This is a genomic window from Robiginitalea sp., assembly GCF_982776155.1.
In genome coordinates this window covers 343,899-358,481 of record NZ_CEXZKX010000003.1, presented here as the reverse complement: position 1 = coordinate 358,481, position 14,583 = coordinate 343,899, and the positions used below count along the sequence as shown (strand labels likewise).

The following is a 14,583-nucleotide window of genomic DNA, read 5'->3' as shown; positions in this document are numbered from 1 at the left end:
TTCTAATCCAGGATGGCGTCCACGATACCGTATTCCACGGATTCCTTGGCGTCCATCCAGTAATCCCGGTTAAAATCCTTCATAATCTTTTCAAAGGGCTGCCCGCAGTTTTCCGCCAGGATCTGCGCCCCGATTTCCCGGGTTTTTAAAATTTCCTTTGCCTGGATTTCAATATTGGAAGCCTGACCCCGGGCGCCGCCGCTGGGCTGGTGGATCATCACCCGCGCATGGGGCTGTACAAACCGGCGTCCCTTCTTACCGGCCGACAGGAGGATGGACCCCATGGAGGCGGCCAGGCCGGAGCAAATGGTCGAAACCGGGCTTTTGAGCGAGGCGATGGTATCGTAGATTGAAAATCCGGAGGTTACGTACCCGCCCGGACTGTTGATATACAACTGGATTTCCTTGTTGTTCTGGAGATCCAGGTACAAAAGCCGGTCGATAACGTGTTTTGCCGAGTCGTCGTCTACCTGGCCCCAGAGAAAAACTTTCCGTTCCTCCAGCATCCGTGCATCGATCTGTTCCTGAATCTTTCCTTTTTTTGCGCTCATAGACCGTTATGGGTTTAGGGGCAAAAATAATCAAATTATCACAATACGGGCAGGCATCCCCCTCCCCGATTTCCGCCCAAAATGGCCTATATTTGAATTAAACCAATTGCCATGATTTTCAGAGTCCTGTTCGTGTGCTGCCTCCTGCTTGCAGGAGCCTGCAAAGAATCCCCCGAAAAACAAGCCGATGCGGTGCCGGAAACGGCCCCCACCCCGATGGATGACCTGGACCGCCTGGCGGCGGCCCACGGATTCGCAAACTGGAAAGATGTGTCGGAAATCCGGTTTACCTTCAACGTGGACCGGGATACCTCCCATTTCGAACGCCGTTGGATCTGGAACCCGGCCGAAAACCGGGTCACCCGGATTATGGGTTCCGATACGCTGACCTACCTCCGCTCCGAGGTGGATTCCACCCTGATGCAGGCAGACGGCGGCTTTATCAACGACAAATACTGGATGCTGGCTCCCTACCAGTGGGTCTGGGACCGGGAGAGCATTGAGTGGGAAATGGACCCTGCGGCACCCGCGCCGATTTCCGGGGATACAATGCCCAAGCTAACCATCGTCTACGGGAATGAAGGCGGCTATACCCCGGGGGATGCCTACGATTTCTATATCGGGCCGGATTCCCTGGTGGCGGAATGGGTTTTCAGAAGGGGTAATCAACCGGAACCGAACCTGGCGGCCACCTGGGAGGAATACCAGGACCACAATGGGCTCAAAATAGCGACCCTGCACCAGAACCCTCAGGGCTTTAAACTGTATTTTACGGATATCGAAGTGGAGTAATTAATCGTCCCGGCAGTCTGCGGTTCGGGCTTTGTCATGCCACCCGGGTTGCCTGCCGCTCGCGCTTGCTCCTATTGCCCGGATCCCTGCGGACCCTTTCCCCCGTTTTTCAGAATGCCGGTGGCCAACAGGACCAATGCGGCACAGCCCAGGAGTACCCAGAAACTCATGCGCAGGCCAAAGGCCTCGGCCAGGTAGCCGAGCACGGGGGGCGCCGCCAAAAAACCGGAGTACCCGGTACCGGCTATAAACGCCACCCCCTGGGAGGAATCCACCCCCCGGACATTCCCGCCAATCCGGAACAATTCCGGGATGATCACCGAGAAACCGAGCCCCACCAGGGCAAACCCCGCCAGGGTCGCAAATGGATGCGCCCATAATACGGAGAGGTACCCCAGGACGGCAATGGCGCTGCCAGCGGCCACGATGCGTACCGACCCGATGCGGGCACTGATGCCGTCCCCCAAAAACCGGCCCAGGGTCATGGTTACTGAAAACGCCAGGAAGCCGCCCCCCCAGAGGTACTCGGGCGAGCCTACAACTTCTTTCAGGTACAGGCCGCTCCAGTCTACCACGGCGCCTTCGCCTCCCATGACCACAAAGGAGATGATCCCCAGTAGCAGCAGCGGGCGAAAGAGTTTCAGGCTGAAGCCGTCCTTCTCCACCGGGGCAGCCGTAATTTTCAAATACTGCCGGCGCAAGCCCGCATTGACCAACAACACCAGGAGGATGATCCCGGCCATATGCAGGGCCGGACTGTCAATCACCGGGATCAGGAAACTGCCCAGGCCGGCCAGGACGCCCCCCAGGCTAAAGAACCCGTGGGCGGCCGACATAAAGTTTTGCCGGTCCTCCTTTTCGATTTCCGTCACCAGGGTATTCATGGCGATATCGGTAAACCCGTTGGAAAGGCCGAAAAAAAACAGGGCTGCCACCAGGGCGTAGTAATTGGGGGCGATCAGGGGGAAAAACGCAAAAAAACTACTGGCCAGGACCCCGATCCAGGTAGCGCGCCCCACCCCCAAACGGTTGATGATCCGCGCGGCCACCGGGAATACGGTAAAAACCCCCAGGCTCAAAAAGAAAATGGCCAGGCCGAGGTCTGCCTTGTCGATCCCGAGACGGGACTGCACGGTAGGGATATAGATGGCCCAGGTGCCGAACCAGATATTCAGGCTGGCAAAAACCCAGGCAGGTGCCAGGTAGCGCGGGCTGGTCAAAATCAGGCGAAGGGACTTCATGGGCTCTGCTTCGAAAACGGCGGCAAAATACTTCGAAAATCCGAGAGTAGGCTCAGCTACTTGCCGGGGCCCCTGCCGCAGACCCTTTCTGTATCCCTTCTTTTAATATCTGTCCGAAACGGTACATGTCCAAAAAGGAACAGTAAAACGGGGCAGGCGCCAGGCGGATCACGTTGGGCTCCCGCCAGTCCGGCAGCACCCCGTGGTCCATGAGGTAATCAAAGAGCGGCCGGCCTTCGCCGTGCAGGAACACGGACAACTGGCAACCCCGGTCTGCCGGGGTGATGATTTCGAAGCGGCTGTCCACCTCTTTGTCCACCTCCCGTAAGATGAATTCCAGGTAGCCGGTGAGCAGGTCGCGTTTGGCGATCAGGGCCTCCATCCCCACCTCGTCAAAGAGTTCCAGGGAAGCCAGGTACGGGGCCAGGGCCAGGATGGGCGGGTTGCTCAGCTGCCAGGCATCGGCCGTGGGCATGGGGTCGAATTCGGGCTGCATCAGAAACCGCGTTTCCTTCCGCGTTCCCCACCAACCCTCAAACCGCCGGATGTCCCTCCGGTCCAGGTGTCGCTGGTGGATAAATACCCCGGAGGCGTTCCCCGGGCCACTATTCATGTATTTGTAGCTGCACCAGGCGGCAAAGTCCACCCCCCAGCCATGGAGGTCCAGCCAGACATTCCCGGCTGCATGGGCCAGGTCCCAGCCCACAATCGCACCGGCCGCCTGCCCCGCACGGGTAATGGCTTCCATGTCCAGGACCTGTCCGTTGTAATAGTTCACCCCACCCATCAACACCAGGGCCAGGGAATCCGAATGTTCTTCTATGGCGGCGAGGATATCCTCCGTCCGCCAATGGTGTTCGCCCGGGCGTTTCCGGACTTCTACAAGCGTCTCGGCGGGGTCGTACCCGTGGAAACGCAACTGGCTTTGCAACATGTACTGGTCAGACGGAAAGGCTTTCTCCTCGCAGAGGATCTTAATCCGTTTGCCCTGCGGCCGGTAAAAGGAAACCATCAGCAGGTGCAGGTTCACCGTAAGCGTATTCATCACGGTTACCTCCCCGGGTTTCGCCCCGACAATCTTTTCCAGGTAGGGCGCAAGCTGCTCGTGGTATTCCCACCAGGGGTTTTTTGCCCGGAAATGGCCCTCCACGGCGAGTTCCTCCCAATCGGTCAGTACCTCCCGGACCTTGCCGGCCGCCTTCCGCGGCTGGAGCCCCAGGGAATTCCCGGTAAAATAGATGATTTCTTTTCCGTTGTGCCGGGGGAAGAGAAAGGCCTCCCTGTAGCGGCCAAGCGGGTCTTCGGCATCCATTTTCCTGGCAAAGGCCTCGGTATTCTCGAATCTCATAGGGCGTCTGGTTCTTTACCTTCAAAAATACGAGGAAGTTGCCGATAAACAGCGGCCGCGGAATTCGGGCGGTTGGGACCTCCCTCTGCGGTTGGGGTCTCCGCCAATCCCTGGGGCCTCCCTCTGCGGTTGGGGCCTCCCCCGGCGGATTTCGTATTTTTGCCAAAAACGAAACATGCACTTCCTCTCCCGGGAACTCGAAGCCTATATTGCCGCCTCCAGCGAGCCGGAACCCGAACTCCTTGCGGAACTTACGCGGGAAACCCACCTGAAGGTCCTGCGGCCCCGGATGATTACCGGCCACCACCAGGGCCGGGTCCTTAGCCTGTTCTCCCGGCTGATGCGCCCGGACCGTATCCTGGAAATAGGCACCTACACCGGGTATTCTGCCCTGTGCCTGGCCGAGGGCCTGGCCAAAGGCGGGCAATTGCACACCATCGACAAGAACGAGGAACTCAGCGGCATGCAGCGGCGGTATTTCGACCGGAGTCCCTACGGCGACCAAATTATCCAGCATACCGGCCTGGCCCTTGAGGTATTGCCCGGGCTCAAACAACACACCTTCGACCTGGTTTTTATAGACGCGGAAAAAGAGGAGTATGCAGATTACCTCGAAGCCATTATACCGCTTACGCGGAGCGGGAGCCTGATCCTCCTGGACAATGTCCTCTGGTCCGGCAAGGTCCTGGACGATTCGGCCAATGACCGGGTAACCGATTCCCTGAAAAAACTGAATGCCGCCCTGCCAAAGGACCCCCGCCTGCAGGTGGTCATGCTCCCGATTCGGGACGGCCTGACGGGATGTATGGTGCGGTAAGGCGGTAAATCCGGTAAAAGCCCCAGCCCGTCAGGAAACCGACGCCCGCCCCTGCCAGGATGTCCACCGGGTAGTGAACCCCCACATAGATCCGGCTGAAGGCGAACAACAGGGGCCAGATGTAAAAGACATACACCCACCGGTACTGCTTGCGGAGGAAAAGCACCATCAGCGTGGTTACCGAAAAGGAACTGGCTGCATGGCCGGAAAAAAAACTGAAGTTTGCCGGGCTCCTCAAGATTCGGATAAGCGTGTTGATATCCTCGTTGTTGTTGGGGCGCAGCCGGGCCACGTACTCTTTGGTAAAATCCGTGAACCAGACAATCCACAGGACGAGCAACAGGGTAATGCCGCACATGAGCAGCGCCTGCCGCAAGGGGAATTTCTTGAGGATCAGCAGGAAAAAAAGGACAAACAGCGGAATCCAGGTATCGATATCGGTTACCCCGGACCAAAACGCGTCATAGCGTTCTATCCCGAGGCCGTTCAGGTAGATAAAGGTTTCCTGATCCCACTTGAGGATGCGTTCCAGCATAGGGCTTACTTGCGGCGGATGGTCCCGCCTACGTCGTCGATGTTCTTCTTGACGTCCTTGAGGTCTTTCTCAATCTCCTTGGTAAAGGAGGTGTCGATTCCCTGTTTTTCCGCGCTTTTGTGGATCTCGCGCTTGATGTCGTCGGTTGCGTCTTTGAGCTGGCGCATACCCTGACCCAGGCCTTTGGCAATCCCCGGGATTTTATCCGCTCCAAAAACCATCACCACGATAAAGAGAATAAAGAATATCTCTGCCCCGCTTATAAATAAGAAATGCATTGCCATACCACAAATATACGTAAGTTTCGCAGCCCGCATAAAAAAAGTCCCGGTTCGCAGGCCGGGACTTTTTTATACATTCCAACGGGGGATCAGCCTTTGATCTCTTCCTTGAATTGCTCAAATTCCGACGGCGACTGGTCCTTGGGCCAGCTGTTGTTGTCCGTGTCGATATCTGCGGTTTCCGCATCCGGGTCTACCACGATACCCACGAGTTCCTGCTGGGAGGAAATCACCCGGCTCACTTCGGCATCGCTCCGCCTCCAGATCTCCGGAGGGTAGGTGACGCGCTCCGTAGACCCATCCGCATAGGTGTATTCCACGATCAGCGGCATGGGGATCCCACCCGGTTTCTCAAAGGTCACCTCGTAGAAATACTTCGGCTCCTCCACCTGGGCGCGTTGCTCGGGCGTCATGTTGTCCATCAGGAATTCAGACAGGGGCTGGGAGATCTCGGAAGGTTTCTTCCCCTTGAGGTCCGGGTCAAAATCCTCGCTGTCTTCCTCGGCCAGGTATACCAGCGGGGGCAATTGGTCTTCGGTGACCCCGTTGTTGGCCATGTATTCCCGCATCTGCTGGGTGGGTTTGTCCGAGACGTAGTATTTCTTAACTCCCTTCACCCCGATATCCACATAATCGGTGGTGTAGAACCAGGACCTCCAGAACCAGTCCAGGTCTACTGCCGAGGCGTCTTCCATGGTCCGGAAGAAGTCCTCGGGGGTCGGGTGCTTGAATTTCCAGCGCTGGGCATAGGTCTTGAAGGCGTGGTCGAAGAGTTCCGGCCCCATGACGGTTTCCCGCAGGATATTCAGGGCCGTGGCCGGTTTGGCATAGGCGTTCGGCCCCAGCTGGTAGACATTTTCCGGGTTGGACATGATCGGGGCGATGGTGCTCTGGTCGCCGGCCATGTATGGCACAATGGCCGCAGGCGCCCCCCGCCGCGACGGGTATTTTTCATTCGGGGCGATCACCTGGGGGAATTCCTTGCCGAACTCCTGCTCGGCCAGGTATTGCATGAAGGTGTCGAGGCCTTCGTCCATCCAGCCCCATTGCCGCTCGTCCGAGTTGACGATCATCGGGAAAAAGTTGTGCCCCACTTCGTGGATGATCACCGAGATCATCCCGTATTTGACGCGGTCCGAATAGGTGCCGTCCGGGTTCGGGCGCCCGTAGTTCCAGCAGATCATCGGGTACTCCATCCCCTGGTTCTTGGCGTGCACTGAAATCGCCTTGTGGTAGGGGTAGTCGAAGGTATGGTCCGAGTAGCTCTTAAGGGTACTCGCCACTACCTTGGTGGAGAGTTCCTCCCAAAGCGGGTTCCCCTCTTTCGGATACATGGAAACCGCCATAACGTCTTTGTTCCCGATTTTCACAGCCATCATGTCCCAGATAAACTTCCGGGAAGTGGCAAAACCAAAGTCCCGTACGTTTTCGGCCTTCAGCTTCCAGGTCTTGGTCTCCTTGGAAAAGCCCTTTTCAGCCGCCTCGGCTTCGGCCTGGGTAACGATCATCACGGGCTCGTCATAGCTCTTTTTAGCCTGCTCATAGCGCCGCATCATTTCTTTGGAAAAGACTTCCTTGTGGTTCTGCAGTACGCCGGTTCCGTCCAGGACGTGGTCGGCGGGCACCGTAATATTCACCTCGTAATTCCCAAAGGGCAGCGCAAATTCGCCGCTTCCCCAGAACTGGTGGTTCTGCCAGCCCTCCACATCGCTGTAAACGGCCATCCGAGGGAAAAACTGGGCAATCACATAGGCCCGGTTCCCGTCTTCCGGGAAATATTCGTAGCCGGAGCGCGCCCGGTTCACCGTGTGGTCCGGGATGTTGTACCACCACTTGATGGAAAAGGATACCTGCTCCCCGCTCGCCAGCGGCTCGGGGATGTTTACCCGCATCATCGTCTGGTTGATGGTATAGGGGATTGGCTTGCCGGAGGCGTCCCGTACGTATTCGATGTTGAAGCCGCCATCAAAGGGTTCCCCGAGGTATTCGCCGGCAAACGAGCCGGTGCGGTAAGCCAGGGGTACCCCGTTCCCGTTGCGCAACGGCGACTTGGAATCCTTGGCGCGGACATTTTGGTCCAGCTGTACCCAAAGGTATTCGAGCTCGTCCGGGGAATTGTTGTGGTAGGTAATCGTTTCTTCCCCGTAAATACGGGCATTTTCATCATCCAGGCGGATGTCCATTTTGTAGTCGGCCTGCTGCTGGTAGTAATCCGGGCCGGGGGCTCCGGAGGCCGAACGATACGTGTTCGGCGTTGCGAATTCCTGGTAGAGTTGCCGGAACTTGCTCTGGTTGGTATGGCCGGGCTCCCGCTCTTTTGACTGCTCTTCCTGCTGGGCAAAAACGACGGCCCCGCAAACAAACAGCACGGCGGATAATACATACTTGATTTTCATCATGGTTTACGCTAAATTTTTGATCCGCGAAAAATAACTTTTTTGGCGCGAATCGTTACAAAAGCTTATAAGTTTAACATTCCTTTATTATTCTCCCGGATCAGCACCACACTGCGCTTTTTGCCCAGTACCTTGAAGTGGACCAGGTTCTTTTGTTCGTTGAAGAGATCCGTGAGGATTTCGTTCTGCAACCCCACGGATTCCAGGTCTTCCCGGGGAACCCCGGTGACCTCGATAAAACACAGGATCAGGTCCTTGTCGTACTTTTTCCCCAGGAAGGTATAGGCCCGCTCCTCCCCGTTTACAAACACCCGGAACTTGGAATTGAAATAGCGTTCTATATACCCGGCGGCAGCCTCCGGCTCGTCTTCCGTGGCCAGGCGGGCGTCAAAATCGTACCGCGTTTTGAGCAGGTTGTCCAAATCGTCGATAAAAATCCGGCTGATGATCTGCAGGGACTCGTCCGATTCCGAATACTCCACATTGGTGACGCTTACGTAGAACTTGTGCGCCGCCGTAAAGGAAGTTAGCAGCAAGGCGAGTATCAGGAATCCAACTGTCGGGAGTTTGGAGTATTTGATTTTCATGGTGTTATTTATCAGATTCAGGCCATAACTTTTCAGGTTCAGGCCACAACTTTTCAGGTTCGGGCCATAACTTTTCATGTTCGGGCCACAGCTACACTTGCTACAGCTACACTTTCTGCGAAAACAGACACACTTTCTGCGAGATCCGTTTTCGAGGGGCCGCCACCCTGCCGGCAGGGCCGGCCGGCCTATCCGGAACAAAACCCGTGCCAGGCCTTATCCCTGCCAGGGGTCATTCCCGGGAAGGCGGGTCTAAATTATTGTATTTCCGGTATTCTTCGCCTTTTCGCCTGAGAAAAGCCCATACCCGCAGGCGGTCGCCGGAATCCGCCACGGGGTCAAAAAGGGAGTCTACCTCGCAGAAATACATAAAATCCGGCAGGCGCTCCAGGGGCACCCCGAGTTCCCGGGTAAGCACGCTGTCCGGGAACTGGGCACGCATCTCCAGGGATTTCCGGTATTGGCGTTCAAAAGCGAGTTGCTTTTTCAGCCTTTTGGTCCGCCCGGTAAAATAATTCAGGATCGGGTTCAGGGGAACAATGCCTCCCCCGGTTGTGGCCTCGTGGATTTTTTTTTCGGTCTGCGTCCAGGGCCGCCGGTACGCATTGGGCAACCCGAGGCTGTATTCGGTAACCGTGCGGTCTTCCGGCAAACGGTCCAGGTCCGCGTCCAGGTCCCCGCTCAGGTCGTAGGGGCGCACCACCACCTCATCGAGTTCGTTGACAAAGGGTTCCATGGGCACCTCCAGGCGGATGGCGGTGAGCATATCGGCGCGCACCTCCAGGGTTTTTCGTTTATATCGGACGGCCGAAAACAGCAGTGTGTCGCCCGGGGCAGCATCGATCCGGAAGTACCCCCCGGAATCCGAGATCACCGCCTTCTCCCGGCTGAGGTTCAGCACGTGGACATCCGCGATGCCTTCCGACCCCTCATAGACCCGTCCGCGGAGTTCCGATTGCCCACGGGCAGACACGCCGGCCAGGAAAACCCCCAGGAAAAGGATTCCAATTGCGAAGTAACGGGAAAAAGGGTCTTTAGTCCTGCAGTACGGTCTTTCGGAACGTCTCACTCTGGTCTACCAAGAAATCTATCAGTTCAAATTCGCGATCCCGCCGAAGGAGCGTGCGCGAAGGCAGTTGGGCATCTACAAAGTCCAGGAAATCCGGGATCTGCGCCTGGGGGATCCCCAGGTCTCTCACAAAGAAGGCATCGTCGTAGATTTGCCGGATCACCGTGCTGGCCTGTATAGCCGGTTGTTCTTCGCCCCGGCTTTTCAACCCCCCGGTTAGCAATTTGAAGATATTTACAAAATTCAACCCGTATTCCATGCCGCGGACCGTCGGGTCCAGGGCGGTGTTCTGGATCTCCGTGGTCTCGTCCGTATCGTAGTCGAAACCCTTGAAGTCCTCATTGCGCAGTCGCAGAAACTCCTGCTGCTCTTCCGGGCTGACGGTTACCTCGTCCAGCTCGGTGACCTTCTCGGTGACCTCCACGACCATGCGGTTGCGCCGAATCACTTCCTCGTCCACGGGCACCTGCTTAAACTGGTAGGCCAGGGCGATGAAATAGAGCGTATCCCCCAGTTTGGCCGGGATGGTAAACTGCCCGTTGTCGTCGGTGGTGGTGGCGGTGCCAGCCCCGGCATTCAGGACGTTCTCCCCGGGAACCGGGGTATTCCGGTACAGGACGGTGCCTCGGAGGAGCTCCCTGTCATCGTCTGTGTCGTCCTGGGCGGCCAGGGGGAGTACCCCCAGCAGGAGGAAGGCCAATATGCAGGTATTTTTCATGGAATGTGTGTCTCAAATAAAGATAAAGAAAGTGCATGAGGGAATAAAATAAAACCCGGCAGGCATAAACTTATGTTAATCTCAACGAATATGGGCGCTCAGGCAACCGAAATCAGGCTCCCAGGCCCCGTTTCCCTGCTTGCCCCGTGCAGGCCGCACCTGCACCTTGGGGCACCCGGGCGGGCAGCGACCCCATTCAACGCAAAAACCGGCACTTGCGGCTAAATTCTGTGCGCATTACCCCCAGAGTATTATTTTTGTTTGATTGGGTCTATTTGCAATGTCCGCAGCGCCCAACCCCATAAAAACGACGACCGATGAACAAACGACGAATTCTGCTGCTAACCGCCCTGTTCGGCGGGCTGAGCCTGACGGCCCAGGTAAAAATTGGCGACAACCCCCAGACCATCGACCCGGGATCCCTGCTGGAACTCGAAAGCACGGACAAGGCCCTGGTGATTACCCGCGTAACCGATGCGCAGATGAATGCGATCAATGCGCAACAGGGGGCCGTGGTTTACAACACGGACGGCGGCTGCATCTATTATTTTGACGGGGCGGCCTGGATCAACATCTGCGAATCCCTGGGGCTCCAGTTTACCGCGGATGCCATTGTGAATTCGGCCCCGACCATCGTCATTACCGAAAACGGGGACATCGTAAACTTTGAAGTGGGGGAAATCCGGAGCGAAAACATCCTGGACTTCAGCATCGGCAGCCAGGACATCCAGGACAATTCCATCAATTCGGACAAACTGGCGCCGGGCTCCGTGGGCGCCGAAGAGCTGCAGGACAACACGGTGACGGACCGGGTTATGGATTATTCCGTGGTGACCCTGGCCGATTTTACAAACGATGCCGGCTACCTGGTATCCGGCGACATTATCAGCGACGACGACGGGAACGACCTCTTCCCGGGCACCGACTCCGGGGTCTTCTACGACGACCAGTTCCTGCAGGATGCCATCGATTTGAATACGACGTTGCTGAACATCAAAGAAAACCTATCCAACAAATCGACGGATATCAACCTGGGGACCTCCAACACCCTGTACCCGACGCAAAACGCGGTTAAAACCTATGTGGACAATCAACTCGGCGGGGCCTTCCAGGACCTGACCTTCAACGCCAACCTCCTGGGCATTACCGGGGGAGCGACAACAGTGGACCTGACCCCGTACCTGGACAACACAGACGATCAGAACGCTTCAGAGGTGCCATTCACGCCCTACCTTACTGTCAACAGCACGAATACGCAGGCAGCGATCCAGGAATTGAAGGACGAATTGGACAATGTAAGCGCCGGAAGCGGGACCACCGAGCTGGCCGACCAGGTGACCATTGTCGGCGACGGTTCAGCGGGCAACGAGTTCGAAGTTGCCGACCAGGGGATCACTCCGGTCAAGATCGCCCCGTCGGCCACCAACGGGCAAGTACTGACGACAACGGGTGGTAATGTCGTATGGGCAGACCCGGCAGGAGGCGGGAACACGACCGACGAATTAGTGCAGGCATTCGAAATTAACGGTATCAACCTGGAACTCACCGATGCGGGCAATACCTTCCAGGTTCCCGTAGCAGACCTGGGGACCGATGACCAAACGGCCGGGGAGGTAGGATTTACCCCCTACCTGACTATCGGGGCCAATAACGTACAGATTGCCATTCAACAATTAAAAGATGAATTGGATGCCGGGGGCGGCGGAACCCAAAATCTCACCAGCGTCCTGACGTTTGGGAATGATGCCGGAGGTACCGGGATCATAAACCTCCCGGACCCGACCCTGGCACAGGATGCCGCAACGAAGGCCTATGTGGATGCCGTTGCGGGCGGCGGTGCCGTAGAGGTAGCCGACCAGGTAACCATCACCGGCGTGGGAACTGTAGGCGATCCCTTCAAGGTAGCCGACGGAGGGGTGGGCACAACCCAACTGGCCGATGCTGGGGTTACGGGCGCCAAAATCGCACCCGGGGTGGACGGCGAAGTATTGACTACGGTTGGAGGGATTGCGGTCTGGTCCGCTCCTTCTGCAGGTGGTGTTACCACTGACGGAACCACGATTGAAGGTGATGGGGACGTGACCCCGCTTTCCGTTGTTGCCGGCGGCATAAGCGCCAATGAACTGGCAGATGACGCAGTGACTACCGCCAAAATCCTAGACGGCCAGGTCCAGACCCCAGATCTGGCCGATGCCGCCGTTACCGCAATAAAAATCAACCCGGGGGCCGACGGACAGGTTCTTACCACTGTTGGAACTACTACAGTTTGGGCGGACCCGGCGGCAACCGGCGGGGCTGTCACCGCAGATGAAACAACCATCACCGGTGATGGGGATGCCACCCCACTCTCCGTACTGCCCGCGGGAATAACCTCGAACGAATTGGCAGATGACGCCGTGACCCCGGCAAAATTGCTAGCGGGAAATGATGACGAAGTCCTGTTAAGCAGCGGAGGCGCCGTTGCCTGGACGCCCCTGGCCGGCCTGTCGCACAGCGATGAGCCCACCGGAATCTTTTTTGGGGACGGTTCCGGGGCGCCCGTCACGAATGCCCCGAACTTCTTCTGGGATCCGGCCCTGCGAGTTGGTTTTGGAGGTTTGGGTATCGGATTGGAGGCTACTTCCCACGCAGATATTGCGAAGGTGCAAATTTCCGAGCGCCTGCCCCCAAGTGCCATGACCTATCCGCTGCACATCAACAATACATTCGGCAATGATGGCTCTAATGTGGGCATCCTTTTTGGGACTAGCACAAATACCGCCGTAGCCAAAGGCGCCATTGTATACGAGCGCGACCAGAGCCTTTTTAACGGTCGCGGGGACTTCCACATCTTGCAAAATCAAACCAATACCATTGGCGCGCTGCCCACAATCGCAGATGCTGTTTTTACGGTGACTTCTATTGGAAATGTAGGTGTCGGGACACCAGCACCACAGTCTAAATTAGATGTCGCCGGCGCTACACGAACTCAAAGCCAGGAGCTTCTTGGTGGTATCGTTGATAATGCATTAAGCAATGGAACTCCTGGCGACGTATTAAGCATTGACGGGGGCGGCCAGGTGGTTTGGGCTACAGCTTCAGCAGGTTCTGTTTCTACTGACGCCACGATTTCAGGTGATGGGGCAGGCACTCCATTAGGAGTTGCAAATGACGGGATTAATTCCGCCCGGATTCTTGACGGGGAGGTAAGTACGCAAGACATAGCCAATAATGCCATTACTACTGGGCTCATTCAGGATGGTCAGGTTCAAACAGCTGATATAGCCGATAACAATGTTACACCGGCAAAAATTGAAGAAGGTGCGGCGGGCGAAGTCCTTACCACCGACGGGAGCGGGGATGTGGTTTGGGCTGCCCCGGCAGCTGGGGCCGTAGGAACAGATGCGACAATTGATGGAGATGGGACCGTTGGAAATGAACTTAGTTTGGCTGACAACGCTGTTACATCGACTAAAATAGCTGATGGAGCTATTATTGGAGGAGCACTAGGTGCCATAGCTGACAACTCGATCACTGCTTCTGACTTGGCACCCGATTCAGTTGATTCTTCTGAACTCCGTGCAGATTCCGTAGGAGAATCTGAATTGGGAAGCGACGCGGTTACTACTATCAAAATTCAAAATGAAGCAGTTACTCCGGCAAAAATTGAACCGGGTATCAATGGAGATTTTCTAGCAACAGTTGGAACTTCCGTCGCTTGGATTAATCCATTATCCGGAACTGCGGGCTCAGTTTTCTTTTCTGATGGAACTGGGTTGAATGAAGATAATCTTAATTTATTTTGGGATGATACTTCAAATGAACTAGGAATTGGCACAAATACACCAAATGCACTTCTTCATGTTGCCGGTGATGCACAAATTGATGGCAACTTAGTAGTAACAACAATTAACGGTTCACCTTTCCCCGACTACGTCTTCCAATCCTATTTCACCGGGGCTTCCGAACTCAAGCCGGATTACAAAATGCCCAGCCTGGATGCAGTTCGTGAATATGTGGAGAAAAACCACCACCTCCCGGGTGTAACCTCAGCGGCGGAAGTTGCTGAACAAGGCGGTATCATCCTCAATGAGGCCACTACACAAAACCTCGAAAAAATCGAAGAGCTCTTTTTGCACACCATCGAGCAGGAGGCCAAAATACGGTCCCTGAAGGAGGAGAATGCGTCCCTTGCCACAGAATTGGAGGACCTCAAGGCGCGCATGGCGCGCATCGAGATCCTGCTGTCTAACCAAATCGAGGAATAGG

At 56.2% G+C, this 14,583-nt stretch carries 12 protein-coding genes; 3 read left to right on the top strand and 9 right to left on the bottom strand.

The features are described 5' to 3' along the window. Positions 1 to 2: 2 nt before the first annotated feature. A complete protein-coding gene (locus AC3DKS_RS07350) occupies positions 3 to 551 on the bottom strand; it encodes a ClpP family protease (RefSeq protein WP_272607477.1) in 549 nt (182 codons plus the stop codon). A gap of 111 nt (positions 552 to 662) precedes the next feature. Between AC3DKS_RS07350 and AC3DKS_RS07345 the strand changes: the two genes are divergently transcribed. Further along, positions 663 to 1,343: a hypothetical protein gene (locus AC3DKS_RS07345; RefSeq protein WP_272607478.1), complete on the top strand. Its 681-nt coding sequence runs from the start codon at positions 663 to 665 to the stop codon at positions 1,341 to 1,343. 71 nt (positions 1,344 to 1,414) lie between these two features. Here the strand turns inward: AC3DKS_RS07345 and AC3DKS_RS07340 are convergent, their stop codons facing one another. Both AC3DKS_RS07340 and kynU read right to left on the bottom strand, forming a co-directional pair. Next, positions 1,415 to 2,584: an MFS transporter gene (locus tag AC3DKS_RS07340; protein ID WP_272607479.1), complete on the bottom strand. Its 1,170-nt coding sequence runs from the start codon at positions 2,582 to 2,584 to the stop codon at positions 1,415 to 1,417. 52 nt (positions 2,585 to 2,636) lie between these two features. Next, positions 2,637 to 3,932 carry a kynureninase gene (gene kynU, locus AC3DKS_RS07335; protein ID WP_272607480.1) on the bottom strand — a complete coding sequence of 432 codons (1,296 nt, stop codon included), beginning with the start codon at positions 3,930 to 3,932 and terminating at the stop codon, positions 2,637 to 2,639. Between the two features lie 175 nt (positions 3,933 to 4,107). Between kynU and AC3DKS_RS07330 the strand changes: the two genes are divergently transcribed. Continuing rightward, the gene (locus AC3DKS_RS07330) at positions 4,108 to 4,749 is read left to right on the top strand and encodes an O-methyltransferase (RefSeq protein ID WP_272607481.1); all 642 of its coding nucleotides are present in this window, start codon (positions 4,108 to 4,110) and stop codon (positions 4,747 to 4,749) included. Here the strand turns inward: AC3DKS_RS07330 and AC3DKS_RS07325 are convergent. From AC3DKS_RS07325 to AC3DKS_RS07300, 6 genes are all read right to left on the bottom strand, one after another. Next, on the bottom strand, positions 4,703 to 5,284 hold the full coding sequence (locus AC3DKS_RS07325) for a phosphatase PAP2 family protein (RefSeq protein ID WP_272607482.1): 582 nt from the start codon (positions 5,282 to 5,284) through the stop codon (positions 4,703 to 4,705). The genes AC3DKS_RS07330 and AC3DKS_RS07325 overlap by 47 nt on opposite strands. 5 nt (positions 5,285 to 5,289) lie before the next feature. Beyond that, positions 5,290 to 5,562 carry a Sec-independent protein translocase subunit TatA/TatB gene (locus AC3DKS_RS07320; protein ID WP_272607663.1) on the bottom strand — a complete coding sequence of 91 codons (273 nt, stop codon included), beginning with the start codon at positions 5,560 to 5,562 and terminating at the stop codon, positions 5,290 to 5,292. Between the two features lie 92 nt (positions 5,563 to 5,654). Beyond that, positions 5,655 to 7,964, bottom strand: coding sequence for a M1 family metallopeptidase (locus AC3DKS_RS07315; protein ID WP_272607483.1), 2,310 nt, complete (start codon positions 7,962 to 7,964; stop codon positions 5,655 to 5,657). Positions 7,965 to 8,026: 62 nt separating this feature from the next. Then, complete coding sequence (locus AC3DKS_RS07310; protein WP_272607484.1) at positions 8,027 to 8,548, bottom strand: DUF6702 family protein; 522 nt, start codon at positions 8,546 to 8,548, stop codon at positions 8,027 to 8,029. Between the two features lie 232 nt (positions 8,549 to 8,780). Further along, positions 8,781 to 9,521 (bottom strand): carboxypeptidase-like regulatory domain-containing protein, encoded by a 741-nt coding sequence (locus tag AC3DKS_RS07305; protein WP_238528079.1) that lies wholly within the window; start codon positions 9,519 to 9,521, stop codon positions 8,781 to 8,783. Positions 9,522 to 9,582: 61 nt separating this feature from the next. Continuing rightward, positions 9,583 to 10,335, bottom strand: a complete 753-nt coding sequence (locus AC3DKS_RS07300) for a carboxypeptidase-like regulatory domain-containing protein (RefSeq protein ID WP_272607485.1) — start codon at positions 10,333 to 10,335, stop codon at positions 9,583 to 9,585. Positions 10,336 to 10,652: 317 nt separating this feature from the next. Here AC3DKS_RS07300 and AC3DKS_RS07295 point away from each other — a divergent pair, with 317 nt between their 5' ends. Then, positions 10,653 to 14,582: a beta strand repeat-containing protein gene (locus AC3DKS_RS07295; protein WP_474731570.1), complete on the top strand. Its 3,930-nt coding sequence runs from the start codon at positions 10,653 to 10,655 to the stop codon at positions 14,580 to 14,582. Position 14,583 lies beyond the last annotated feature (1 nt).

Bases quoted from the DNA above. Each gene is read 5' to 3' on its own strand.
- kynU (WP_272607480.1), bottom strand. From the start codon at position 3,932: ATGAGATTCGAGAATACCGAGGCCTTTGCCAGGAAAATGGATGCCGAA.
- AC3DKS_RS07295 (WP_474731570.1), top strand. From the start codon at position 10,653: ATGAACAAACGACGAATTCTGCTGCTAACCGCCCTGTTCGGCGGGCTG.
- AC3DKS_RS07310 (WP_272607484.1), bottom strand. From the start codon at position 8,548: ATGAAAATCAAATACTCCAAACTCCCGACAGTTGGATTCCTGATACTC.
- AC3DKS_RS07350 (WP_272607477.1), bottom strand. From the start codon at position 551: ATGAGCGCAAAAAAAGGAAAGATTCAGGAACAGATCGATGCACGGATG.
- AC3DKS_RS07300 (WP_272607485.1), bottom strand. From the start codon at position 10,335: ATGAAAAATACCTGCATATTGGCCTTCCTCCTGCTGGGGGTACTCCCC.
- AC3DKS_RS07325 (WP_272607482.1), bottom strand. From the start codon at position 5,284: ATGCTGGAACGCATCCTCAAGTGGGATCAGGAAACCTTTATCTACCTG.
- AC3DKS_RS07345 (WP_272607478.1), top strand. From the start codon at position 663: ATGATTTTCAGAGTCCTGTTCGTGTGCTGCCTCCTGCTTGCAGGAGCC.
- AC3DKS_RS07340 (WP_272607479.1), bottom strand. From the start codon at position 2,584: ATGAAGTCCCTTCGCCTGATTTTGACCAGCCCGCGCTACCTGGCACCT.
- AC3DKS_RS07315 (WP_272607483.1), bottom strand. From the start codon at position 7,964: ATGATGAAAATCAAGTATGTATTATCCGCCGTGCTGTTTGTTTGCGGG.
- AC3DKS_RS07330 (WP_272607481.1), top strand. From the start codon at position 4,108: ATGCACTTCCTCTCCCGGGAACTCGAAGCCTATATTGCCGCCTCCAGC.
- AC3DKS_RS07320 (WP_272607663.1), bottom strand. From the start codon at position 5,562: ATGCATTTCTTATTTATAAGCGGGGCAGAGATATTCTTTATTCTCTTT.